This is a genomic window from Gillisella vitis (assembly GCF_021559775.1).
Classification (GTDB): Bacteria; Pseudomonadota; Alphaproteobacteria; order Rhizobiales; family Rhizobiaceae; genus Allorhizobium; species Allorhizobium ampelinum.
The window spans coordinates 152,573-177,611 of record NZ_CP056048.1 but is presented as its reverse complement, the minus strand read 5'-3'; the positions used below and the strand labels follow the sequence as shown (position 1 = coordinate 177,611).

The window sequence follows — 25,039 nt, the reverse complement described above, 5'->3', positions numbered from 1 at the left end:
CCGGCATGCGCAACGCCTACTTGACATATGCTGCAAAACGACTGGCCCAAGCTTTTGTGGTCATCCTGATGGCCTATGTCTTTACATTCGTGGTGGTCAGCATTCTGCCGGGCGACCCGGTCACCTCCGTCCTGCGTGATCCGCAAAACGGCTTCACCGAGGCGGAGATTGCCGAGATCATCGCCGCCCAGGGATTGGACAAGCCGATTTCGGTCCAATTGTGGACGTCACTCTCTCACTTCGTCACCGGCGATTTCGGCCTGTCGATGCGCTCCAGCCGCCCGGTGGCGGCGCTGATTGCCGAAGTCCTGCCCTCAACGCTGATCCTTGCATCGACGGCCCTTGCCTTCGCGCTTGCCCTGGCGCTGGTGATTGCCTACGGCACGCAGTTTCTGCCAAAACGGTTCGGACAGGGCCTGCTGCGGGGTTTTCCCTCCCTGTTCCTATCGGTCCCGAATTTCGTCATCGGGCTGGCCCTGATCCATATTTTCGGCTTCCAGCTGGGCATTTTCCGGGTCATTGAACCGGATAGTGTCTGGGCAACCCTGTTTGCGTCAATTGCACTCGGCATTCCCGTCTCCGCCCAGATAGCGGAAGTCCTGATTGCCAACCTCGACCATGAAGCAAGCCAGGACTATGCCACTGTGGCGCGGGGTCGGGGTCTTTCCCAGGCGCAGATGTTTTTCAAACACCTGTTGAAGCCATCATCCTTGCCGGTGGTCACCGTGATCGCCCTGACCGTCGGCGAGTTGCTGGGTGGTTCGCTGATAACCGAAACGGTTTTTGGGCGAACGGGCATCGGCAGCCTGGTGCAGCGCTCGGTCACAACACAGGACCTGCCTGTTCTTCAGGCGGTCGTATCGCTGGCAGCAGTGGCCTTCGTTCTCGTCAACCTGATCGCAGACCTCGTCTATCCCCTGCTTGACCCGCGTGTGAAACTGCTTGGCGCCCAACGGCCTCGCACGTCCGGTGAGGACACAAGCTCTACCGAAACCTCCCGTGCGGTGACGATATGACGATCGCTTTTTCCTCCTCGAATGGTGGTGTGCAGGCAGCCAAAAAATGGTCGGCAGTCCACATGCCGCCAACGGTGTTCATCTCGTTCGCCATCATTGCCCTGGTGATCGCCTGGGCGCTCGCCCCCGGCTTGTTCACAAGCCATAGCCCCGTCATCGGCGTTCCCGCTCAAAAACTGCTGGCACCCAGCGCACAGCATTGGTTCGGCACAGACCAGCTCGGGCGCGACCTTTACGCCCGCGTCGTCTATGGCACGGCGTCTTCGGTGACCAGTGCGCTGATCGCTGTCGTCATTGGCGTTGTCGTCGGTGGCCTCATTGGCCTTCTGGCCGGCTTTCTCGGTGGCTGGGTCGATATCGTGCTGGCGCGCCTGGTCGATATGCTGCTGGCAATTCCCAGTTTTCTGCTGGCGATCATCGTCGTCACCGCACTCGGCTTCACCACCACCAATGCCGCAATCGCGACGGGCGTCTCCGCCGTGGCGGTCTTTGCCCGGGTGATGCGGGCAGAGGTGATCAAAACCCGGCAAGCGACCTTCGTTGAGGCATCGTTTCTACTGGGAGGCTCGCGTTGGTATATCCTCCTGCGCCACGTGTTTCCAAATGCGTCACGCTCGCTTCTGACGCTTGCCGTCCTGCAATTTGGCCTTTCCATTCTGGTGATCGCCGGTCTTGCCTTCCTCGGCTATGGCGATCCGCCACCCGCCTCGGATTGGGGCCTGCTGATTTCAATCGGCAAGGATTACCTCAAATGGCCGTGGCTGGTTTACGCGCCTGCGTTCGCCGTGATCGCAACCGTCCTCTCCGTCAACAGGATCAGCCGATGGCTCCGCAAGACAGACTGAACACCACCCTCCCCTGGTTTGCAACCGCTGCTCCAGCGCTCCAGCCATCCGCTCCGCTGCTGCGGGTGGAAGACCTGTCGGTATCCTACGGGGTTCGCCAAGTCGTGACGACTGTCGGGTTTGATCTGGACCGAGGCAAGAGCCTTGCGTTGATTGGAGAATCCGGCTCGGGCAAATCAACCATCGCACGGGCCATTCTGAGGCTATTACCCCAAGGCGGACATGCGACGGGAAAAATCGAGTTCAACGATCAGAACATCTTGAGCCTTGCCGAACGTCAGTTCCGGCCTCTGCGGGGGCGCGCCATCGGCTTTGTTCCGCAAGATCCCGGCAACGCGCTCAACCCGGTGCGCACCATCGGCGCGCAAGCCATGGAAGCGGCAGCCCTTCTCGGTGAACAGGACAAAGCCATCCGCAAGACGCTGATCCTGGACACATTCGCGGAGGTCGGCCTCGACAAGCCGGGTCGCGTCTACGATTCCTATCCGCATCAGCTGTCAGGCGGCATGCTTCAACGGGTGCTGATTGGCCTTGCCGTGCTGCCGCGTCCGGCCCTTTTGGTGGCGGATGAGCCGACCTCGGCGCTGGATGTGACGATCCAGAAGCGCATCCTCGACCTTCTGGCACGACTTCAGCAGGATCTGGATATCAGCCTCCTGCTGATCACCCACGACCTCGCAATCGCTTCCGAGCGGGCAGATCAACTGGTCGTGCTGAAGGATGGCGTTGTGCAGGAGGCGGGCAATACCCAGACTGTCTTTGCCGCACCGGCTTCGGCCTATGCCAGAAAGCTGCATGCCGATGTTCCCGCCCTCAATCCTGACCGCTATGCCAAGCTGCGTGATAGCGGGCTTCGTAACCTCGAGAATGCTGCGGGCGTTGATGCCAAGATCGAGGTCAAAGGTGTGACAAAGACCTTCACGGTCGATGGCAAATCCCTGACAGCTGTCGATAATGTGACATTCTCCGTACCATCAGGCACCACACACGCGCTGGTTGGCGAATCCGGCTCTGGCAAGACAACGACGATCCGGCTGCTTCTGGGCCTTGAAGACCCCGATACCGGCCAGATCTCGGTCGCCGGTGAGCAGTTTTCAAGCCGTAAGCCCCAGTCCAGACGGGACGTCTGGCGTCATCTTCAACTCGTCTACCAGAACCCTTTCACCTCACTCGATCCCACCTGGAAAATCGAGAATCTGGTACGCGAGCCGCTGGACCGGTTCAAGATTGGCACTGCGCGGGAGCGAAACGAGCGGGTGCGCGAAGCCTTGTCCAATGTCGGACTGGGCGAGTATCTGCTTGGCCGCAAGCCGGGCGCACTGTCCGGTGGCCAGCGTCAGCGCGTCGCCATTGCCCGATCGCTGGTTTTAAAGCCCGATGTTATCGTGCTGGATGAGCCGACCTCAGCGCTCGATGTCAGTGTCCAGGCCGATATTGTTGACGTGCTTTTGACGCTACAGGCCAATCTGGGTCTGACCTATGTGTTCGTTTCCCACGATCTCGCCCTGGTGCGCCAGTTGGCCCATAGCGTCTCGGTCATGCATCGCGGACGCATCGTCGAGCACGGCACCGTCAAAGCCGTCTTCGACACTCCCCGCCAATCCTATACCCGGTCGCTGCTGGCTTCGATCCCCTCAGGTAGCACCCACGCGACGCGCTCGGGTGCCCGTGCTGTTTTCAAACAGGACGAACTCGCGTGATCGCAACCGCGCAGGACAAGACCTCAGCATAGCGTTCACCAAAGACTCAAAACCAAATGGAGTATGCACAGAATGGCTGCCGAATTCATTAGCGCAAGTTTCGCCAACGGATCGAATGATCTTTGCCCCATCCCCGATGCGCCGGTGGATCCCGATTTCCTGCAACGCTACGCGCGTGCGCTGGACGATTACGGCTTCAACTACACATTGATCCCGTATTCTTCCGCTTCCTTCGATCCTTTCACGCTGGGCGCGACCATTCTGGCCCATACCAAGCAAATCAAGATCATTGTCGCCCTGCGTCCGAACACCGTCTACCCGACCGTTGCGGCGAAATCGCTGGCAACGCTGGACCAGTTGAGCGGCGGTCGTGTTGTGGTCCATTTCATCGCCGGCGGCAGCGATGAGGAGCAGGCCCGCGAGGGTGATTTTCTGACCAAGGAGCAACGCTACGAGCGCCAGGAAGAATATATCCGCATTCTGCGTCTGGCCTGGACCTCGACAGAACCCTTCGATTTCGATGGGAAATACTACCAGTTCAAACAGTTCCGCAGTGCCGTGCGCCCGACCAACGGCCTGATCCCGATCTCGCTCGGTGGCTCGTCGGATGCGGCCTATCGGATCGGCGGCTCGTTATGCGATATTTTTGGCCTTTGGGGCGAGCCTTTGGCAGAAACCAAACAACAGATCGACCGCATCTATGCCGAGGCAGCCAAGGCCGGACGCAAGGATCGTCCGCGAATCTGGGTCACATTCCGTCCGATCATTGCCGAAACGGACGAACTGGCCTGGCAGAAAGCCCACCGCATTCTCGACACGCTGAACGAAAACCGTGAGAAAGGCCTCAGCAGAACCCCCTTGTCCGCGCCGCCTCCAGCCAATGTCGGCTCACAGCGTCTTCTGGATATTGCCAAACGCGGCGATGTTCACGACCGGGCTCTCTGGTATCCGACAGTGACCGCCACCAACGCCAGCGGCGCAACCACCGCTTTGGTCGGTTCGCCTCGCACCATCGCCGATTCCATATTGGACTATATCGACCTTGGCGCAGATCTGATCTCGATCCGTGGGTATGACAACTACAATGATGCCGTGGATTATGGTCGCTATGTCCTGCCTCTGGTCCGCGACGGCATCCGTGAACGAGAAGAGGCCAGGAAGAAGGCCGCCGCCTGATTAAAGCATCGGACCGAAAAGTGGAAACCGGTTTTCGGATAAATCCGATGCGCAACCAAAAACTGAGAGCATCGTGCTGGTTCCGATTTCTGCACGATGCTCAAGCGTCACCCGGCGGCTTTATAGACAGACATTCAAAAGGCTTCAAAACCATGGCCCATGATCAAACCCTGCTGGACGCAACCGTACGGATCGTTGCAGAGGCCGCGCCGGATGCCGACCGCAGCGGACAGTTTCCCTGGGCAGGCATTCGTGCCGTTCACGAAAGCGGACTTCTCGAAAGCACCGTTGCGACGCGATATGGCGGCCAGGGTGGGACGCTCTACGATGCCGCACATATTCTGGCGGCTCTTGGCCGTGGCGATCCATCGGTTGCTCTGATCAGCGCCATGACGATCTTCAATCACCTCGGCCAAGCCTCAAGAAACCATTGGCCTGAAGATCTCTATCAACGGCTCCTTGCCGAGGCAAAACAGCGCCCCTTGCTGCTCAACGCAGCCCGGGTCGAGCCGGAGCTTGGATCGCCAGCCCGTGGCGGCCTGCCAGCAACACGTGCCCGCCGTACTTCGACAGGCTGGTCGATCACCGGTCGCAAGCGTTTCGTAACGGGAGCGCATGGCCTCACGCATTTCCTGGTCTGGGCGCATACGGACGAAACGCCAACGCGCGTCGGCACCTTTATTGTGCCGAACGGATTGCCCGGCATAAGAGTGATCGAAAACTGGAACAGTCTCGGCATGCGGGCGACAGGCTCGCATGATGTTGACTATAGCGACGTCGAAATCCCTTTCGAACATGTTCTGGATCTGACCGGCACAGAAATGGCGCAGCAGGATAATCGCGGCCATGCGGCGATGACGCTTGCGCTGACAGCGATCTATCTTGGTGTTGCCGAAGCAGCACAAGCCGCCTTCAATCACTTCGTCCATGCGCGTGTTCCGGCCAATCTGGGCCATCCCATCGCCCGTACCGAGCGGTTCATAACGCTATCAGGCGAAATCGACCTGCTGGTCGGCGGCGCGCGCCAGATTATCTTCGATGCGCTTTTGTCCGGTCAAGGCGATGCGGAACGCCTGATGCGTGCCAGACTTATCGCTGGCCGCCAGTTGCGGAGCGCCGTGGAAATCGCCGTGCGCGGCATCGGCAATCCGGGCCTTAACGCCGATATCGGGCTTGAACGCCACTTCCGTGACATTCAGGCCGTGCTTGTTCATGCTCCGCAGGAAGATACCTCCCTGTCTATCCTTGGCCGTGCGGCGTTTGATCGCTGGCAACGCCAGGAAGCAACACCGACAAGATCTGTCGTGGAACACTCCATCCTGAAAACCGCCTGATAGTGAGTTATACGCAGGGTCATTCGGAATGCCCCTGCGTATTCCTTTTCGCAAAGATCAAAAGCTTGATGCAATTGAGATATTTGCAATGCTTTCAAGGTGAGGATGCCTTGGTGGAAGCCTCACCTTATCAAGAGGACAGGTTTGGCCGGGATACGCCCAGATGATCGCGCAAGGTCACGCCGCTATAATCTGTCCGAAACAGGCCACGTTCCTGGAGGATCGGAACCACCAGGCGGGTGAAATCCTCCAGTCCCTCCGGGAAGAACGGCGGCATGATGTTGAAGCCGTCAGCGGCGCGTGTTTCAAACCATTGCTGGATACGGTCGGCGATATCTTCGGGCGTGCCGAGCACGATATGATGTCCCCGCCCGGCGGCAACCCGCAGGGCCAGTTGCCGGATCGTCAAATTCTCGCGCCGGGCCAATGCAGTCAGCAGTTCGGCGCGGCTGCGCAGCTGGTCGGAAATCGGCAGGTCCGGCAATGGACCATCCGGATCGTAATCTGCAAGGCTATGGCCGATCCGCTCCTCAAGCAGCGGCATGGCGCTTTTCAGTTCCGTCCATTGGTCGAGTTCGGCCAGTTTGTCGGCAGCCTCCCTTGCCGTGCGGCCTATGACCGGCAGGAAGCCCGGCATGACAGCGACATCGTCGGGATGCCTGCCAAACCCGGTGACACGATCCTTGAGGCTTTTGTAGAAAGCCTGCGCTTCATCGAGGCTTTGCTGGGCAGTGAACACCACATCAGCCGTTCGGGCCGCGAGATCCTGCCCCGGCCCGGATGATCCGGCCTGAATCAGAATTGGATGACCCTGCGGCGACCGGGGAATATTGAGTGGACCCTTGACCGAAAAATATTTGCCCGTGTGGTCGAGGAGATGCACCTTGGTAGGATCGGCATAGATGCCGTTCTGCTTGTCCTTGATGAAGGCATCATCATCCCAGCTGTCCCAGAGGCCGCGCACCACATCGACAAATTCTTCGGCGACGGCGTAGCGTTCGTCATGGCCGGGATGGGATTTGGTAAAATTATTGGCGGTCCGGGCATAGGATGTGGTGACGATGTTCCAGGCGGCCCGCCCCTGGCTCAGGTGGTCAATGGAGGAGAAGGCACGGGCAACATGGTAGGGCTCGCCATAGGTGGTCGAGGCGGTTGCGGCAAGGCCGATCTTTTCAGTCACCATGGCAAGTGCCGCCAACAGGGTCAGCGGTTCGAATCGGGCGATGGTCGAGGGATGCGCATCGACGCCACTCGTCAGCCCGTCGGCCAGGAACACCATGTCGAATTTCGCCTGTTCGGCGAGCTGCGAGACACGGCGCAGCAGGTCGAAATTTTCGCTACCGGCTTCCGCATTCGGATGCCGCCAGCCGGAGACATGGTGGCCAGCCCCTTGCAGGAACAGGCCGAGGTGGATTTCTCTCTTGCGGGTCATGGCACAGTCTTTCGTCACGTGTGGGTCAGGCGTCATTTACGGATAAGCAAGGCGTCCTGGTTGAGAAGGGCAAGCAGGCGGCGCAGATCGGCACTGCTGCTCATAGCCCGGACGAGCGAAGGGATTTCGGCAAAGCAGGCATCCGCCCCAGTCGCCTCGCGGAATTTGTCGGCTGGATCGGCAAGCCCAGGCAGGCCGTCGAACCGGCGCTGGATGGTACCGCCGTCTTTCAGCACGATATCGAGGATGACAAATCGCGTCGTCGGATCGCTCGACATCCGGGGCGCATTTTCCTGATGCAGACGACCGGCGCGGGCAGCGAGGGCCATCAGCCGGGGGTCCACCGGTCGCTCATCGAAATGGTCGAGCCGCAGGGCTCCGTCGATCAGGCTGGCGGCAAAGACATATTCTGGGCTGAAGCGCGCCTCGATCCCATTCGTTGGCTTGGTAACGACAAGCGCGGCATCCGCTCCGGGCGGATAGGTGAAGGTGATCGTGTCGATGGCATCAGCGGCAAGGCCCTCGCGATGCAGGTCTATGCCGAGGGATGCGACCGGATGGCTGGCCGTGCAGCAGGGATAGGCTTTCAGCGTCAGGCCCGGCGAAACGATCTGCCAGGGCGCACCCCAGTTCTCAACCACGGTTTCCGGATGCCCTGCCCCGAAGGCATAGGCGGAATGAAAGCCAACCGGATTATCCAGAAAATCAGGCGCGCCTCCAAAACCTGCCGATGCCAGCCGCGCCGCCAGCAGGCCGGAGCGCGCCGCCATGCCTGCATGATAGGGCTTGGCGTCGAAACCGAACTGCAATCTGAGCCCGGAGGATTGCGTTGCGGCAAGGCCAAGCGCCACCGCTGTTTCTTCCGGCGATGCCTGCGTCAAATGGCAGATCGCCGCCGCCGCACCCACCGTGCCGAGGGTTGCCGTAGCATGAAAGCCATTTTCGTAATGCCGGGAGCCGAGCGACAGGCCCAGCCGCGCCATGGCCTCCAGCCCGACAACGTAGGATGCGACCATTGCATCTGCGGTAAAATCGCGCTCCGCAGCCAGCGCAAGCAGTGCCGGAATGATCACGGTCGTCGGATGGCCGCGCACGCTGGAATGGACATCGTCATAATCAAGCACATGGCCCGCATAGGCATTGACGACAGCCGCAACCAGCGGATCGGTCCGGCGCGCGCTGCCGATCAGGACGGCTTCACCGCCGATATTCCCGCCGAGTGCGGTTGCGACGATACCTGTTGTCCGCTCCCCTGCGCCAGCAATCGCGCAGGCTAGAAAATCAATGATCGCGGTGCGGGCCGCCGCCATGGCCGCATTGTCGCGGGCGGGCTCAGATTGCACAATTGCCCGTGCGAAAGCACTGGTCAGTGGCGCGGCTGTGGTCGTCGTCATAGCGGCTCCTATATGCCTTCGCCTTCGCGCACCGTACCCCGGCCCGACAACCCGCCGACGAACTGGCGGATGCGCGCATTGTCGCTCTTATGGAAGATCTGCTCCGGCGAGCCTTGGCCAACGATGCGGCCATTCTCGGTAAATACCACGATGTCGCTAATCTCTTCGGCAAAGCGCATTTCGTGGGTGACGAGAATGCTGGTCATGCCATCGCGGATCAGGTCACGGATCACCCACAAGACCTCGCCGACGGTTTCGGGATCGAGCGCCGAAGTGACCTCGTCGAACAGCACGAGATCGGGTTTCATCGCCAGCGCCCGGGCAATCGCCACGCGCTGCTGCTGCCCACCGGAGAGCTGGCCGGGATAGGCATCGGCCTTTTCGCCAAGCCGCACCTTGTCCAGCAATTCACGCGCGACCTTTTCCGCCTCGCGTCTTGCCGTCCCCAGAATTCGGATCGGGGCAAGCATGATATTGTCGAGCACCGTCAGGTGCGGAAAGAGATTATATTGCTGGAAGACGATGCCGACCCGCTTGCGCAGCGCGATACGTTCGCTTTCCTTGGTCAACTGGTCCACGCGGGTCCCCGCCACGGTGATGCGACCGCTTTGGGCCGTCACCAGCGCGTTGATGCAGCGCAGGATGGTGGATTTGCCCGAGCCGGAGGGACCGATGATCGACACGGCATCGCCCTTGTTGACCGTCAGATCGATACCCTTCAGCACCTGCGTCTGGCCGAAGGACAGGTGCACGTCTTCCAAACGGACGATGGCATTGTCGGTATTTGCAATCATTCTCTCAAATCCTCAGGCCGCCTTGAAACGGCGCTCCAGGCGGCGGGTCAGGCGGGCGATCGGGTAGCAAAGCGCGAAAAAGGCGGCCATTACCACAACATAGGCAATGACGGTAAAATCAAGCCGCCGCACGGATGTGCTGGCATCGGTGGCAGCATGGAGAAGTTCATGGACGCCGACCAGCGAGGCCAGCGAAGTCCCCATGGTGATTGAGGCAAGCACATTCATCCATGGCGGCAGCGACCGGCGCAGGCATTGCGGCAGGATGATCCAGCGCAGCGCCTGCCAGCGTGAAAAGCCAAGGCCTTGCGCCGCCTCCCATTGCGCGGTCGGAATGGACAGAATGGCACCACGGGTGATTTCGGCGATATAGGCGCTTGCCGGGATGGCGAGACCGACCATGGCTTTCACCCAATCGGGAAAGGACAGATAATTGCCGAAGACGATGATCTCGAAGGGAAAGATATAGGTTGTCGCAAAGATCAGCACCAGATGCGGCGCATTGCGAAACACCTGCACATAGATAGCTGCCGGGTAGCGGACCAGCCGGAATGGCACCATTTGCAGCATGCCGAGCAGGATGCCCAGCACGCTTCCCAGCGTCATCGCCGACAGGCTGATGACGATGTTCATCGCAAAGCCGGAGCCGAGATAAGGAAGCCATTGCACCAGTTCACGGCCAAGCGACAGATCGGCCAATGCCCAGATAAGGATCGCTAGCGGCAAGGCGACAAGAGCTATATTGCGCAGCGCGGGGCTGCGGCCCGCAGGGTTGTGAAGCATTGGCGACATCATAGCCCATATCCCGGAATGGCAAGCTTGCGCTCTACCCAAAGGCCGACGCGGGCGACGACCAGATTGATGAGGCTGAAGAAGGCCAGGATAACGATCATCAGTTCTATGACATTGTCACGCTGGGTCCAGACCATGATCGACGCATAGGTGATTTCGCTGACGGCAATCGCATTGCCGACCGTCGTCAGCTTGACGAGATTGATCAGGTTGTTGACGATGGCCGGTAGTGAGGCACGAAAGGCCAGCGGCACCTCGACGTAACGCAGGATCTGGAACTGTCTGAAGCCAATGCCACGAGCCGCCTCAATCGTCGAAGCTGGCACGGCTTCGATCCCGGCGCGGATCGCTTCGGAGTGCAAGGCCGCCACATGCAGGCCCACCACCGCAACCACCCAGAAAAATGGCGTCAGCGGATTGTTCTGCGCGCCACCGACAAGATTGGACACAACCGTGTTAAACACCAGAAAGCTGAACATCAGCTGTACCAGCGTCGGCGTATTGCGGGTCACTTCCACGAACGCCCGCACCGGCGCGGAAAGCCATGACCGGCCCGATGTCAGGCAGGCTGCAAACAGCAGACCAAACAGCAAACTGACGGGAATGAGCAAAACCACCAGATAAAGCGTGGTCAAAAAACCATCCCGCCAGATCTGCGCCTCATATCCCGTTGCCAGGAACTCAAAATTAAGACCGATACTGCCCGTCAGACGGACGAACAGATCGGTGAGATTGATATCCTGCATGTGTCTCTACCGTTGCGCCGCTGATACAACGAGTCTTGTCCCATAAGTCTTGGAAAATGACGCGCCGTATTTCATTTTCGAATATCCCAAGCCTTTGATGGGTTTGAGATATTCGAAATCCTCTGAAGTCGAAGATGCCTGAGCATCTTCGCGCCTTCGTCTTACTTGGTCGCAGCGAGCGCCTTGTGTTCCTGCTCGAGATAGTCGGTATTCAGCAGGCGGCTGGACTTGGCGAAATCGAGCAGTTTGCCGGAAACATGCAGTTTTTTAACGGCGTTGTCGAGGGCGGCCTGGGTATCCTTCTCGCCCTTGCGCAGCCAGATGACCGAGTCCGAGGGAACCAGTTCGGTTGGGAACGGAATAGCATAATCCTTCCATTCCTCCGGGCGATCCTGCAACAACAGCCCCACAGTTGCGCCGACATGCACAGCAGCCACGCAATTGCCGCCTTGCAGCGCCAGCAGCGATTCCGGCTGGCTTGGCAGCGCCTTGACGATGGCACCATATTCCTCGATCAGCGGCTGGGTATAGTTGGAACCCTGCGAGACGCAGACCGGCTTGCCCTTCAGGTCCGCCCAATCCTTCAAACCGCTATCCTTACGCACCACGGCAGCACCGCCGCTGCGATCATAAGGCGTCGGCACAAAATCCAGCACCTTGGCACGGTCTTCGGTATACTGCATATTGGCGATCAGGATATCAACTTTGCCCTGCTGGAGAAACTGCACGCGGTTGGGCGGCGTGACCGTCACCGTCTCCAGCTTGACGCCGAGATCATCAGCCAGCGCCTGGGCAATATCGACATTAAACCCTTTCTGCTCCTGGGTTTTCGGATCGATATAACCAAAAGGTGCGCCAGACAGGATGACGCCGACAGTCAGCTTGCCACGTCCCTTGATGCGGTCAAGCGTAGCATCCGCAGAGGCTTGGGTTGCGACGAGGGCGGATATCGAGAGAACAAAACCGAAGATTGTCTTGGTCATGGTGGCGGCAAGCATGGCGAGGCTCCTTATTTTTGGCGACACCGTATTGAAGAGCCGCATCGATCACGAGCAATGGCGTTCCTCCATACGCAGCCATCAAGGATCGGTCTACCGGAGATTACGACTAAAGTAGAATTTTCTACATGCCGGGCGGTTTCACCTGCTTGGCAGGAGCACAATCCTGTCAATCTTGAGGCGACAGCAACAAGGGCAGCAATTGCTTTCCCTGCCGTTCGATTTCCGCAAGATAGGGGGTATCGGACAGAATGAAGTGGCTGATCCCGAGATCGCGATAACGACTGAGCGCGCGGGCGACATCCTGTGCGGAGCCGACGAGCCAGGTGGTTCCAGCGCCGCCGCCGCCGAATTTTCCCGGCGCCGTATAAAGGTTTTCGTCCAGAACTTCGCCTCGGGAATGAAGATCGAGAAGCCGCTTTTGTCCGATCGCCACGTCCCGCTTGTGGTCATGCCAGCCAGCGCCGCTGGTTTTCGCCATTTCCGTCACTTTGGCCTCAGCATCGGCCCAGGCTTGCTCCGTTGTGTCACGAACGAGGGTGGTGATTCTGAGACCGAATTCCAATGGCGGAAGATTGCGGTCCAATGTCCGGCTGAGCGCCTTCAATCGGTCGATCCGTTCCCAGACCCCATCAAGCGGTTCTCCCCAGAAAAGCTGAACATCCGCTTGGCCGGCGGCGACATGTTCCGACGCTTCCGATGCGCCACCGAAATAGAGCTTGGGATGCGGGCGCCCTTCCTTCGGCCTGATCCGTGGCTCCACCGTGGAATTCGAGATACGGAAATGCGTGCCTTCGAAGCTGACATTCTCTTCGGTCCATAGCCGGCGCACCAGCCGCATAAATTCTGCTGTGCGGGCGTAGCGATGGGCAGAATCGCCTTCGCTATCGCCATAGGCGGCAAGATCGTCCTTGCCCGAAACCACATTGACGCGCACGCGACCATTGCTCAAATGATCAAGCGTTGCGGCTGCGGAGGCGAAATTGGCCGGTTTCCAATAGCCTGGCCGAATAGCGATCAACGGTTCGAACCGGGTCGTGCGTGCGGCCAGTGCCGTTGCCACTGTAAACGTATCGGGCCGCCCCCAACCGGTACCGATCAAGGCGCCCGCCCAGCCATGATCCTCCAAGGCTTTGGCATGAGCAGTCAAGCTATCAAGGCTGTTATGATCCTCGCCAGCGATATCACCCCGATGACCTGCCTTGACGTCGTTGGGGATATACCAGAGAAATTCCGTCTTACTGGTCATGCGCCCATCCGGTTTTCCAACATATGCGGTTCAAAAACGCCCGCCCATTGGCTGGCGACTGTGTTTACGATCACGGTGTTTGCGATCACGACGGGCGCGCCGTCTTAGAACTCAAAGCCAGCACAGAGAAAATCAGCAGGCCCGTTGCAACCTGTTGCCAGTAGAAATTCAAACCGGACAGCAGCAACCCGTTCGAGACGAGGCCAAGCAGCAGAACGCCGAGCACCGTGCCAATCACATTGGGCCGACGCAGCGGATGGAGTGTGGTGCCGATGAAGGTTGCGCCAATGGCATTCAGCAGGAAGGCGTTGCCGGATGACGGAATGTAGACATTGACCGTTGCCGTCAAAAGAATGCCAGCAATTGCGGCAATCAGCCCGGCCAGAATGTAGGCGCTCGCAACAACTGAGGCGACAGACAGGCCGGAATAGCGCGCCACGCTGGCCTGCGTGCCGATGGCCGTCAGGACCCGCCCGAAACGGGTCATTGACAATAACACGACAGTCAAAACAATCAGCAGGAACGTGACGACCAGCGGCACGGGTACGCCGAACAAGTGTCCATGGCCGATGAAGGAAAAGCCTGGCGGAATGGCGGCTTGGGACAGATAGACCGGATTGCCGCCATTGGTGAGCAATTGCTGCACGCTGCGGCCTATGAACAGCGTTCCAAGCGTTGCCAGAAACGGCGAGATGCCGATTGCCGAAATCAGCAGGCCATTCAAGGCACCGACCAGTCCGCCGGCGAAGATTGCCGCCAACACCGCGAGGCCGACGGGCACACCACTCAGCACCAGCGAGACGAAGGTAAAACTGGCAAAATCCACAACCGTTGCAACCGAAAGATCGATGCCGCCGGAAGCGACGGCAAAGGTCATCGCAATCGACACGATGGCGAGCAAGGCGACATTGTTGACCAATACGCTCATCAGGTTGGCACCTGTCAGAAAGCTTGGTGCCACCGTTGAAAATATCGCGATCACCACGAGGATCGCGAAGATCAACGCATAACGCGCCAGATATGCACCGCGACGGCGGCCACCCGCCAAGGCCCCAGCCGTCCAGGTCTTCGTGTCCACCGTTGACATGATGATCCTACCTCCTGCGCAGCAAAGTGGTGGCCGAGACGACCAGAAGGATCAACGCGCCCTGGACGCCAGCCACCAATGTGCTCGACAGATTGAGCAGTTGAAATCCATTGATCAGCACACCGACAAAAATCGCCGAAACCAGCGTGCCGGGAATGGTCGGCACCAGCCGCCGTGAAAAGACCGAGCCCAGCAGTGTGGTCACCACGACGGGCAGCAAGATATCGCCAGCACCGGTGGAACTGCCGCTGAGATAGGACGTATTGAGGATGCCTGCGATACCGCCCAGCAGACCCGCGGCGATGAAGGCACCTGCCGTCAGGGTTTTGACCCTGAGGCCCGCCGCCCTTGCGGCTTCCGGAAACTCGCCGACCGCGTAAAGCCTTAATCCGATCGGGGTATATTGGACGACAGCTCCCACCAGCAAGGCCGCTCCCAGCAGAACATAGGCCAGCACCAGCAGGCCAAACGGCCCCGTTGCCGAGAGCAACGAGAGAAAATCGGTTGATGCCGGAATGACAGTGTTTTGGGTCAGCACCAGTTCGAGACCGGCCACCACATTCATCACCGCAAGCGTTGCCAGAAGCGGCACAATACCGACAATGACCACGGCCAAGGCATTGATGAGACCGATGACCAATCCGGTGGCCAACGCCCCCAAAACGGCAACACCATCGCTCCATCCCAGCTGCACTAGGCTGGCATAGACCGCAGCACTGAGGCCCATATTGGCGGCCAGCGACAGATCGATCCCTCCCGTCACGACATTCGAACCGCCCGCGATAATCACCACCGTCAGCCCGAAGGCCAGCACTCCGAGAATGGCCGATTGCGCCAGCACATTGCCCAGATTGCCGACACTGAAGAAGAAGGGCGCTGTCAGCGAAAAGAACAGGAAGACGCCGAGGATTCCGAGTATGGAGCCGGTCCGCAGCAGCCAAGCAGCCCCCCAGACAGCACCCTTGCGTGGCTGGGTAAAGTCGCGCGCTTCGGAAGACCCGTTATGACGTGTGCCGGTGGGTATAGGCGACCTCAAGTCAATCGAAACGGAATTGACATCAACCGACATGGCGCAATCTCGTTGTGGCATCCGAGCCGGTCGTGGCGGCAAAGACTGCATCCGCCGTCGCCTGGCTGGACGTGAGTTCCGCCGTGATCCGGCCTCGGAAAAACACCAGAATCCGGTCGGTTATGCCAACCAGTTCCGGCAGGTCGGACGACAGGATGATGACGCCAGCGCCCTTTTCGACCAGCTCGCCGATCAGCTGGTAAATTTCCACTTTCGCGCCGATATCGACGCCAACAGTCGGCTCGTCCAGAAGATAGATTTCCGATTGGCGGCTCAGCCATTTTGCAATCGCCACCTTTTGTTGATTGCCACCGGACAGGGTTCTTACCGGCGCATCGCGGCCTGCCGTCTTGATCTGCAATTGCGCGATCAGCCGGTCCACCGCACTCTTCTCAAGACCGGTCTTCAAGAAACCCGCCCTCGAAAAACGGTCGAGACTGGCAAGCGTGATGTTTTCCGCCACCGTGAGATCCAGGGCCACGCCATTGCCGCGCCGATCTTCCGGAACGAGCGCCAGATTGCGCGACACGGCCTGACGTGGATTTGCCAATAACACCACCGTCTCGCCCGATTGAATCTCGCCCGAGCCTGCTGTTTCCAGACCAAACAGTGTCTGCAACACTTCCTTGGCACCGGAGCCTAAAAGACCGGTGATACCGAGCACTTCGCCCCGGTGCAGGCTGAAGGACACGTCCTCATACCGGCCTTCGGCTGTCAAACCACGAACGTCCAGCAGGCGCTCGCCCTTGGCAACGACCGGTTTTGGAAACATCTCGGCGATGTCGCGCTCCACCATCAGGGTTGCGATCTGTTTTGCCAAAAGACCTTCAAGCGAGCGGCTGGCAACCACCTCACCATTGCGCAGCACGGTCACGTCGTCGCAAAGCGCTTCGATTTCGGCCAGGTAATGCGAGATATAAACGATCGTCACCCCCTCGTCCCGCAGCCGCCGGATCAGGGAAAACAGCATATCAGCCTCGCGCCGCACCAGCGCCGCAGTCGGCTCATCGAAAACGAGCACCTTGGGCTTGGCCAGCAGCGCGCGCGTGATCTGGACGATCTGCTTTTGCGCGGTGGTCAGCTCGCCGATCAATGCATTGGTCGGCAGGCTCAGGCCGAAATAGTCCTGCAAAATCGCCTGCGCCTGGCGTTTCATCGTGCGCCGATCCAGAAATGGCGTGCCAGCAATCTTCGGTTCGCGCCCCAGAAACAAGGCCTCGCCAACCGTGAAGGACGAGACCAGAAGGCGATCCTGATGAATGAAATGGATGCCCAGCTTTTCAATCAGCGGCGGTGTCAGATCCTGTATTGCGACCCCGTCGATCTCGATCCTTCCGTCATCCTGCCGGTGAAGACCGGCGAGAATCTTGATCAGGGTCGATTTTCCCGCACCATTCTGGCCGACAAGCCCATGGATCGTTCCAGCGCGAATGCCAAACGATACCTCGGCCAGCGCTGTTGCTCCGCCAAACCATTTGGAAATGCCATGAAAGCGGATTGCATCGCCCTCCGCAGGCTGTCTCTCACGCATAAAAATGTCCTTCGCATAGCCGCTTGTCGCCCCCGGCATAAGCTGTGGCGTTCCAACACCCTGCCTTGGCGATCAGCCTATCCCGAGCTTCCTGGTGACCTCGTTGACAGTCTGCTTGTTGGCCAACAGGGCTGGCACGTAGCTCTCGCGCGGCAAGGTCTTGCCGGACAGCAACAAGGCCACATTCTGAATAGCCTGGCGACCGAGTTCGGCGGGCTGCTGCGCGACATCGGCGGCGGCAGGCGAGGCCGGATCCGCCACCAGTTGCAACACTTCAGGGCTGCCATCGACGCCATAGGTCTTGATTTCCGTGCGTCCGGCCGCCGCCAGCGCCTGGGTTGCTCCCAATTGCGGAATATCCCAGGCGGACCAGATGGCTTTGATCGAGCCTTTTTCAGGATATTTGTTGAGAATGGCGGTGACCTGGGCGAATGCGTCCTGCACGGTATTGGGGATGACGTCGCGCAGTTCCGGCTGGATAATCTTCACCTTCGGGAAATACTTGATGACGTTAACAAGCTGGTCATAGCGGATAGCGCACGGCGTCACGCCATAAAAGCCATTGAAAACCACGACATTGCCTTCACCACCGATGTCAGAGACCAGTTGCAGGGCCAGATCTTTGCCGATACCCCAATTGTCGGAGGTCGAATTGTTCAGCGAATGGCTGGAGCCGACATCAATGGTCAGAACCGGAATGCCAGCGTCGCGCGCCCGTTTCAGCCAGGGGTCGATAACCGTCAAGGTGCCGAGCAATTGCACGATGGCATCCGGCTTTTGCGCGATCAGGGTTTGGAGTTGCGCCACCAGCTTGCCATCGCTACGGCCCGCATCGACGGCAAGTGGTTCGCCGCCTAAGCGCTTCACTTCAGCGATCTGGGCATTATAGGCCTGGAGGTCGAAGAAATGGTCGGTCCCTGCCGTGCTGATGCCGATCCGCTTGCCCTTCAGGCTGAGAGCTTCATCTGCTGCATGGGCAGCATTGACACCAAGCAGGCTTGCCCCCGCAACTGCTGCGCCGGCAAAGGCCGAGAGCTTGATGAGCTGACGCCGTCCAATTTCAGTGTTGAATTCGTCGCCCGACATGTCGTCTTCTCCGGTTGTCTAGTTTTTCTATAGAGTAAGATTATTTTCTGTTTGGCCGAGAAAGGATTTTGCGTCTTGATAAACCAAGTGGGAAAAACAGACCCAATCAGCGCCGAAATGGCGCAGCGATCATCCCAGCCAGCTTTTCGCTGAGACGTTAAGAGGCAGCAGACGACCGACTTTTCCCTCAGGCGCAATTTCTAAGCGGTGTCGAAAGAAGGGAAGAATATTTCTCTACTTAATCGATGGATTATTCCATCATGCAACCGTCACAGAGGCCAAAGGCATAGCAAAAATCCAGGGCGGTGACTGGCGGAAATTCAACACAGGACGGGAGTTATAGATGAGCAGCAAACCATTGCATCCAGAAACGCTGGCCCTTCATGCCGGCTGGCGCGCCGACCCGACGACGGGGGCTGTCGCCGTTCCGATCTATCAGACCACGTCTTTTCAGTTCCGAGATACGGAGCATGCGGCTAATCTGTTTGCCCTGAAAGAGCTGGGCAATATCTATAGCCGCATCGGCAACCCGACCGTGGATGTGCTGGAACAGCGCATTGCAGCCATCGAAGGCGGCGTTGCGGCGCTGGCTGTTGCGTCCGGTCAGGCGGCCTCTGCCTTTGCGATCCAGAACCTTGCCAAAGTCGGCGATAATATCGTCAGCTCCACCGATCTGTATGGCGGCACATGGAACCTGTTTGCCAACACGCTGAAAGATCAGGGCATTGAGGTTCGTTTTGTTGATCCGACAGACCCGGAAAACTTCCGCCGCGCCACGGATGATCGCACCCGCGCCTATTATGCCGAAACCCTGCCCAACCCGAAACTGACGGTTTTCCCCATTGCCGAAGTGGCAAGCATTGGCCGCGAATTCGGCATTCCGCTGATTGTGGACAATACCGCAGCCCCCTTGCTGGCGCGGCCTTTTGATCATGGCGCGGCTGTGGTTGTTTATTCCTCCACCAAATATCTTGGCGGCCACGGCACGTCCATTGGCGGTTTGATCGTTGATGGCGGCAATTTCGATTGGGAAGCCCACAAAGAGCGCCAGCCCGCGCTGAACACACCCGATCCAAGCTACCACGGTGCCGTCTGGACGGAAGCCACCAAGCCGCTGGGACCGATTGCCTATATCATCAAGGCGCGTGTGACCCTGCTGCGTGATCTTGGGGCTGCACTCTCACCCTTCAACGCCTTCCAGTTGTTGCAAGGCATTGAAACCCTGCCGCTTCGCATTGAGCGCCACGTTAAAAACGCCGCAGCCGTTGCAGACTATCTGGCCAAGCGGCCAGAAATTGCCAAGGTGATCTATCCATCCCAGCAGAGCGGCGTATGGCGTGAGCGGGCCGATAAGTATCTTAAGGGTGGTTACGGCGGCCTGGTTGGCTTTGAGCTGAAAGACGGGCTGGACGCTGGACGCCAGTTCATCGACGGGCTCGAATTGCTCTATCACGTTGCGAATATTGGTGATGCCCGCAGCCTCGCCATTCATCCGGCCTCGACCACCCACTCCCAGCTGACCGCCGAAGAACAGGCCGCAAGTGGCGTTTCGCCGGGCTATGTGCGCCTTTCCATCGGCATTGAGCATATCGATGACATCATCGCCGATATCCAACGTGGTCTCGATGCGGCATCTTCTGGCGTGCAGAACAGCAAGGCAGCCTGATCAAACATGGAAAACGGAAGCACCGCGAGGTGCTTCCGTTTTTGTCTGCGCAGAGCCTGCTTGGGAGGGAGGTGCTCAAAAAGCAGCAGACGGAATCCAGCTTGCCGTGACAGCAGAGCTTGTCGAGAAGCTTGGAATTTTCTTGGCCAAGTCTTCGATGGTCTTGACGTTGGCATCCCGCAATTGCTTTTGCGTCACCAGAACCGGATCGACAATAATCTGATGCGGCACCGTTTCGCCGGCAATCTGCAAGGCGGCAGCGCGGATGGAAACGGCACCCACGACTGCCGGATTGGTGGCAGCGGTTGCCACCCATGGGCTGCCATCCTCAACAATTTCCTGAATGTCAGCGGTGGAAATATCCGCCGAATAGATTTTCAGCTTGGCGCTGATGCCCAGATCGGCGGCAGCGAGTTTGACACCACGGGCGAATTCATCATAGGGCGCAAACACCACAGAAATATCCGGGTTGGCACGAAACACCGCTTTGGCCTGATCGGCGGTGGAGGTGGCTGTGGTGTCGCTGACCGTGCCGAAACGTGCTTTTTCAACAATGCCGCTGTTGGCAGCTTTGACCTTGTCCCAGATCTCATTGCGGCGATCCAAGGGTGCAAAACCAGCGACATAGGCATATCCAGCATCGAAACTCTTGCCATTGTCCTTGACGGCTTGATCCAGCGCCAGTTCGGCCAGTTTGTGATCGGATTGTTCAACCTGCGGGATTTTCGGGTTGTTCAAGTTGACATCAAAAGCCACGACCTTGATGCCCTTGTCGAGGGCCTGCTGGACGACATCGCTGAGCGATTCCGGCAGGCCGTGGTCAATAACAATGCCTTTCACGCCGAGATTAATCGCCTGTAAAATCTGCTCGCGCTGCTCGGCAGCATCCTGACGACCGGGGAAAATCCGCAGATCAACCCCCAGCGCTTTGGCCTGCGCCTGTGCGCCCGCCTGATAGGCCTGAAAGAAATCGCCAGCGGAAATATAACTAATCAGCGCCAGCTTGACGCCGCCCTGGTCAAACGGCGCCGGTGCGCCAGCAATGCCAGCCGCAACAGCCGAGTGCGTTAAAACCAAAGGTGAAAGAGCGGTGAATGCCAGAAGGCGCAGGATCGATGTCATCGGGTTCCCCATGTTGAACAAAGGCCACCAATCGGGCCGCATGGGGATCATTATCAATAAAATCTACCATATTTATAGATTTTTGATATGTGAAATTTCGGTCAAGAATAGATTTCTTTGCCCTTTGTGCTGCATTCTCCGGTTATTTCATCCGGTAAGTTGGCGAGGGCAGTTCCCCGGCAATCGTTGATAAATGCCAGTTCAGATCGCGCTATGCGACAGTATAATGATCGGCACACCATAGCAGGCATCGTTCGGCCCACCTGTTATGCAAATTTATTCTATATATTAAATGATGTTTGAAACTGCCATTCTTGCTGGCGGTCACCAAGGGTTTATCACCTGATCAACACAATTGGTGAGCCCACAATGCCCCTTCTTGACGTCAAAGACATCTCCCGCTCCTTCGGCTCGACCAAGGCCTTGATCGACGCATCGCTGGTGATTGAGCCGGGCGAGATTGTTGCACTGATGGGCGCAAACGGGGCCGGAAAATCTACGCTGGTAAAAATTCTCTCCGGTGTGCAATCGGCGGATTCCGGCAGTATTTTACTAAACGGTCAGCCTTTTGCCCCGCAAAGCCCGGCAGACGCCGGCAAATTTGGCGTGGTGACGGTTCACCAATCCACGGACGTGGTGGGCATTCCGGGTTTGAGCGTGGCCGATGCGCTGCTGCTCAATCACTATGTCGATGGTCGTCAGCCGTTTTTTCTGTCAACCAAAAGCGTGCGGCGTGAGGCAGCGCGCATTTTGAGTGATGCGGGTTTCAACCTGCCTCTCGATCGCGATTTTGCTGATCTGGGTGCTGCGGATCGGCAAATGGTGGCCATTGCACGCGCCCTTGCCAACAAGGCTGAATTGTTGATTTTGGATGAGCCAACCGCCAGCCTCTCAACGCAGGAAGCGGAACGCCTCTATGCCATTCTCCTGGGCTTGAAAGCGCGTGGCATCGCCATTCTCTATATCTCGCATCGCACTGCCGATCTGGCTGCCCTTGCCGACCGTGTGGTTATTCTGCGAGGCGGGCGCAATGTCGGGGCGCTCCGTCGTCCGATTGATTTCGATGCAGCCCTTGAGACCATGATTGGCCGGGCATTGAACACCGCGCGCCCGGATCGACGCACAGAATTTGGCAAAACCGTGCTGGACCTGCGTGGCATTCAGCTGCTGGGCAGCAGCAAGCCCTTTGATCTCACAGTGCGCGAGGGTGAAGTGGTGGCCATAACAGGCGTGCTGGGCGCGGGCAAAAGCAGGCTGCTATCAGCATTGTTTGGAGCGGGACAATTTGTGGCAGGTGAATCTGTGCTGGATGGCAAGCCCTATGCCCCCAAAAGCCCGGCAGAGGCCATTGCCGCCGGAGTGGCGCTTGTTGCGGAAGATCGTCACCGTTCAGCCTTGATGCCTGCCGACTGGCCGGGCGAAAGTGTGGCTGCCACCATCAGTCTAGCGCATCTCAAGCGCTGGTATCCTTCGGGTTTTCTGTTGTCGGATGCGGAGAGGATGAAAGCAAAGGCTGCCATTTCCCGGCTCGGCATCAAGGCCTCGGGTCCAGATGCCTCCGTCTGGTCGCTGTCGGGCGGCAATCAGCAAAAGACTGTGATTGCTCGCTGGGAAGTCGAGCAAAGCCGCCTGCTGTTGCTGGACGAACCGTTTCAGGGCGTCGATGTCGGTGCCCGACAAGACATTATCACCACCATTCGCAGCCACGCGGATCGCGCAACTCTGATTGCCACCTCGGATTTTGAGGAAGCACAGGAAGTGGCCGACCGCATTTTGCTGATTGATCAACATACTCTGATTGAGCTGACGCCAACGGCAGCATCAGCCCATCACCACAAGGAAATCGCCTGATGACGACGGTGAATGACAGTCCCAAAGATACGCTGGCCCAAGCGCATGACCGGCAAAGTGTGGCAAGCCTTGTGCGGGAAACCATCCGGCGCGGTGCTGTCTTCATTCTGCTGGCGGGATTGATTGTGATCTTCAGCCTTGCCCAGCCAGCCTTTATCAACATCAACAACTTGATGAGCATTCTGCAAGCGGTTGCCGTGGTGGCCATCATTGGGGCAGGCGTGACGGTAACGCTGGCAATTGGCGGCTTTGATCTCTCCGTGGGCGCGGTGGCAGCCTCCAGCGTGATGGCATCGAGCTATGCCATGATTGTGCTGGGCTTGAATGCCTATCAAACCGTGCCGCTGGTGCTGGCCTTTGGCGCGTTGATCGGCTTTGCCAATGCTTTTTTGATCGTCAAGCTCAAGGTGCCAGACCTTCTCGCCACGCTGGCCATGATGTTTTTGCTGTCCGGGTTGCAATTGATCCCGACAGCTGGACGCTCCATTTCTGTCGGCCTCATTTTGCCCAATGGAACGACGGCAACTGGCAAATATGATCCGCTGTTTTTGACCATCGGGCGTTCCAGCCTGTTTGGCCTTATACCCTTCCCGGTCATTCTGCTGGCCATTGTGGCTGTGACGCTGTTTGTTCTGACAGAGCGCACCCGTCTTGGGCGGCTGCTGTTTGCCACTGGCGGCAATGAGGTTGCAACACGTCTGGCCGGAGCCAATACGGCAAAGATCAAAACCTTCGCCTATGTGCTCTCCGGCACGCTGGCGGCCTTTGGCGGGATTATCGTGGCGGCGCGGGTTGGCAGGGGTGATGTCTCCTCCGGTGCCTCGCTGCTGATGGATTCCGTTGCTGCATCACTCATCGGCTTTGCCGTGCTGGGCCTGCGCCGTCCCAATGTGCTGGGCACCATCATTGGTGCGGTGTTTGTTGGCATTTTGCTCAATGGCCTGACCATGCTCAACGCCCCCTATTACACCCAGGATTTCGTCAAGGGTTTCGTGCTGGTTGGCGCCCTTGCCCTCACCTATGGCGTCAGCCGCGCCCGCACATAAACATCGACCTTCTCATCTGAATGGAACCAACATGATCAAGTCTCTTCGCACCTTTGGCGCAGTTCTTCTGGCCGGATCGATTTTTGCCACCACGGCCTCCGCCGCTGGCATTGCGGGCGCACCCGCCCCGTTTGATAAGAAGACGGTCAACATCGCCGTTGTCAGCTATCTCGGCGGTGGTGATTGGCTGCAAGCTTTTGAGGCAGGCGTCAAGCGACAGGCGGATGCACTGGGCATCAACCTCACGGTTTCGCAGGCCCGCAATGACAATGATGCAGAACGCGCGCTGATTGAGCAGGCCATTAACCTGAAGGTCGATGGCATCATCATCAACAATGGCCGCCCGGAAGTGTTGCAGGACGTGGCGCAAAAGGCGCTGGATGCGGGCATCAAGGTGGTTGCCTATGATGTGAACCTCGACAATCCCAACATTCCGCAAATCGAGCAGAGCGATGCCGATATGGCCAAGCTGGTGCTGGATCAGGCCATCAAAGACAAGGGCGATAGCTTCAACGGTGGTGCAATCTATGTCGCCGGGTTTGCGCCGCTGGATCGCCGCTATGCCGTGTGGAAAGACTATGTGGCCAAACACAATCTGAAGGAAAAAGCCGTTTGGGGCGTGGTCAATGACACGGTTCCGGCCACTGTTGCCGACCAGACCAAGGCCGTGCTACGCGCCAACCCAGACATTTCGGTGATTTTTACCCCATGGGATGAATTCGCCAAAGGCGCAAAGCTGGCGATTGACGAGCTTGGCCTGTCCAGCAAGGTCAAAATCTATGGCGTCGATATTTCCACTGCCGATATTCAGTTGATGATTGAGCCAGACAGCGCGTGGGTGGCAACCGCTGCCACCAATGCTGCCGTGGTGGGTGAGGTTTCGGTGCGGGCAGTTTCACTCGCCGTTGCCGGACAAAATCCCGGCCATTCCGTGTTGCTCAAGCCAACCTTGATTACTCGCGATGATCTGGTGAACAACAAGATCGGCTCGATTGAGGAATTGCAGCAGAAATTCCCGGCGTTTTTGAAGAGCGATGCCGCCACGGCTGCGTGGATTCCATCAACCGTCAAGTAATGCCGCAAACCGATTGAAAGAAAGAGAAGC

Annotated in this window: 21 protein-coding genes; 9 read left to right on the top strand and 12 right to left on the bottom strand. The window is 58.4% G+C overall.

The genetic code is table 11. The annotated features are described in order from the left end of the window. Window positions 1-5 precede the first annotated feature (5 nt). From AVCG78_RS18065 to AVCG78_RS18045, 5 genes are all read left to right on the top strand, one after another. Window positions 6-1,016, top strand: coding sequence for an ABC transporter permease (locus tag AVCG78_RS18065; RefSeq protein WP_071206933.1), 1,011 nt, complete (start codon window positions 6-8; stop codon window positions 1,014-1,016). Then, entirely contained in the window at window positions 1,013-1,861 is an 849-nt protein-coding gene (locus AVCG78_RS18060; protein ID WP_071206934.1) for an ABC transporter permease, read from the top strand. Before AVCG78_RS18065 ends, AVCG78_RS18060 begins: the two co-directional genes overlap by 4 nt. Then, window positions 1,840-3,561, top strand: a complete 1,722-nt coding sequence (locus tag AVCG78_RS18055; RefSeq protein ID WP_071206935.1) for a dipeptide ABC transporter ATP-binding protein — start codon at window positions 1,840-1,842, stop codon at window positions 3,559-3,561. Before AVCG78_RS18060 ends, AVCG78_RS18055 begins: the two co-directional genes overlap by 22 nt. A 72-nt stretch (window positions 3,562-3,633) precedes the next feature. Next, entirely contained in the window at window positions 3,634-4,737 is a 1,104-nt protein-coding gene (locus AVCG78_RS18050) for an LLM class flavin-dependent oxidoreductase (RefSeq protein WP_071206936.1), read from the top strand. 152 nt (window positions 4,738-4,889) lie between these two features. After that, window positions 4,890-6,071: an acyl-CoA dehydrogenase family protein gene (locus AVCG78_RS18045; RefSeq protein ID WP_071206937.1), complete on the top strand. Its 1,182-nt coding sequence runs from the start codon at window positions 4,890-4,892 to the stop codon at window positions 6,069-6,071. 130 nt (window positions 6,072-6,201) lie between these two features. Here the strand turns inward: AVCG78_RS18045 and AVCG78_RS18040 are convergent, their stop codons facing one another. The 11 genes from AVCG78_RS18040 to AVCG78_RS17990 all read right to left on the bottom strand — a co-directional run bounded on the left by AVCG78_RS18040 (window position 6,202) and on the right by AVCG78_RS17990 (window position 18,249). Beyond that, the gene (locus AVCG78_RS18040) at window positions 6,202-7,503 is read right to left on the bottom strand and encodes an LLM class flavin-dependent oxidoreductase (RefSeq protein ID WP_156582595.1); all 1,302 of its coding nucleotides are present in this window, start codon (window positions 7,501-7,503) and stop codon (window positions 6,202-6,204) included. Window positions 7,504-7,535: 32 nt separating this feature from the next. Then, a complete protein-coding gene (locus AVCG78_RS18035; RefSeq protein ID WP_071206939.1) occupies window positions 7,536-8,897 on the bottom strand; it encodes an MmgE/PrpD family protein in 1,362 nt (453 codons plus the stop codon). An 8-nt stretch (window positions 8,898-8,905) separates the two neighbouring features. Then, window positions 8,906-9,691 carry an amino acid ABC transporter ATP-binding protein gene (locus AVCG78_RS18030; RefSeq protein ID WP_071206940.1) on the bottom strand — a complete coding sequence of 262 codons (786 nt, stop codon included), beginning with the start codon at window positions 9,689-9,691 and terminating at the stop codon, window positions 8,906-8,908. A 12-nt stretch (window positions 9,692-9,703) separates the two neighbouring features. Further along, window positions 9,704-10,474 (bottom strand): amino acid ABC transporter permease, encoded by a 771-nt coding sequence (locus AVCG78_RS18025; RefSeq protein WP_234665017.1) that lies wholly within the window; start codon window positions 10,472-10,474, stop codon window positions 9,704-9,706. A gap of 8 nt (window positions 10,475-10,482) precedes the next feature. Continuing rightward, window positions 10,483-11,229, bottom strand: coding sequence for an amino acid ABC transporter permease (locus tag AVCG78_RS18020; RefSeq protein ID WP_071206942.1), 747 nt, complete (start codon window positions 11,227-11,229; stop codon window positions 10,483-10,485). Between the two features lie 161 nt (window positions 11,230-11,390). After that, entirely contained in the window at window positions 11,391-12,227 is an 837-nt protein-coding gene (locus AVCG78_RS18015; RefSeq protein WP_071207280.1) for a transporter substrate-binding domain-containing protein, read from the bottom strand. A 169-nt stretch (window positions 12,228-12,396) separates the two neighbouring features. Next, window positions 12,397-13,476 (bottom strand): LLM class flavin-dependent oxidoreductase, encoded by a 1,080-nt coding sequence (locus AVCG78_RS18010; protein WP_071206943.1) that lies wholly within the window; start codon window positions 13,474-13,476, stop codon window positions 12,397-12,399. Between the two features lie 85 nt (window positions 13,477-13,561). Beyond that, window positions 13,562-14,563 (bottom strand): ABC transporter permease, encoded by a 1,002-nt coding sequence (locus AVCG78_RS18005; RefSeq protein WP_071206944.1) that lies wholly within the window; start codon window positions 14,561-14,563, stop codon window positions 13,562-13,564. Window positions 14,564-14,570: 7 nt separating this feature from the next. After that, entirely contained in the window at window positions 14,571-15,632 is a 1,062-nt protein-coding gene (locus AVCG78_RS18000; RefSeq protein WP_139191573.1) for an ABC transporter permease, read from the bottom strand. After that, a complete protein-coding gene (locus AVCG78_RS17995) occupies window positions 15,622-17,163 on the bottom strand; it encodes a sugar ABC transporter ATP-binding protein (RefSeq protein ID WP_071207282.1) in 1,542 nt (513 codons plus the stop codon). Before AVCG78_RS17995 ends, AVCG78_RS18000 begins: the two co-directional genes overlap by 11 nt. A gap of 72 nt (window positions 17,164-17,235) precedes the next feature. Continuing rightward, on the bottom strand, window positions 17,236-18,249 hold the full coding sequence (locus tag AVCG78_RS17990; RefSeq protein WP_012653580.1) for a sugar ABC transporter substrate-binding protein: 1,014 nt from the start codon (window positions 18,247-18,249) through the stop codon (window positions 17,236-17,238). Window positions 18,250-18,592: 343 nt separating this feature from the next. Here AVCG78_RS17990 and AVCG78_RS17985 point away from each other — a divergent pair, with 343 nt between their 5' ends. After that, the gene (locus tag AVCG78_RS17985) at window positions 18,593-19,915 is read left to right on the top strand and encodes an O-acetylhomoserine aminocarboxypropyltransferase/cysteine synthase family protein (protein WP_071206945.1); all 1,323 of its coding nucleotides are present in this window, start codon (window positions 18,593-18,595) and stop codon (window positions 19,913-19,915) included. A 75-nt stretch (window positions 19,916-19,990) separates the two neighbouring features. Here the strand turns inward: AVCG78_RS17985 and AVCG78_RS17980 are convergent, their stop codons facing one another. Then, complete coding sequence (locus tag AVCG78_RS17980) at window positions 19,991-21,037, bottom strand: substrate-binding domain-containing protein (RefSeq protein WP_071207286.1); 1,047 nt, start codon at window positions 21,035-21,037, stop codon at window positions 19,991-19,993. 369 nt (window positions 21,038-21,406) lie between these two features. On the opposite strand from AVCG78_RS17980, the gene AVCG78_RS17975 reads away from it, so the two are divergent. The 3 genes from AVCG78_RS17975 to AVCG78_RS17965 are packed head-to-tail and all read left to right on the top strand — an operon-like array spanning window position 21,407 to window position 25,009. Beyond that, a complete protein-coding gene (locus AVCG78_RS17975) occupies window positions 21,407-22,888 on the top strand; it encodes a sugar ABC transporter ATP-binding protein (RefSeq protein WP_071206946.1) in 1,482 nt (493 codons plus the stop codon). Continuing rightward, entirely contained in the window at window positions 22,888-23,934 is a 1,047-nt protein-coding gene (locus AVCG78_RS17970) for an ABC transporter permease (RefSeq protein ID WP_081355277.1), read from the top strand. Before AVCG78_RS17975 ends, AVCG78_RS17970 begins: the two co-directional genes overlap by 1 nt. Window positions 23,935-23,965: 31 nt before the next feature. Further along, a complete protein-coding gene (locus AVCG78_RS17965; RefSeq protein WP_071206947.1) occupies window positions 23,966-25,009 on the top strand; it encodes a substrate-binding domain-containing protein in 1,044 nt (347 codons plus the stop codon). Window positions 25,010-25,039: the final 30 nt, after the last annotated feature.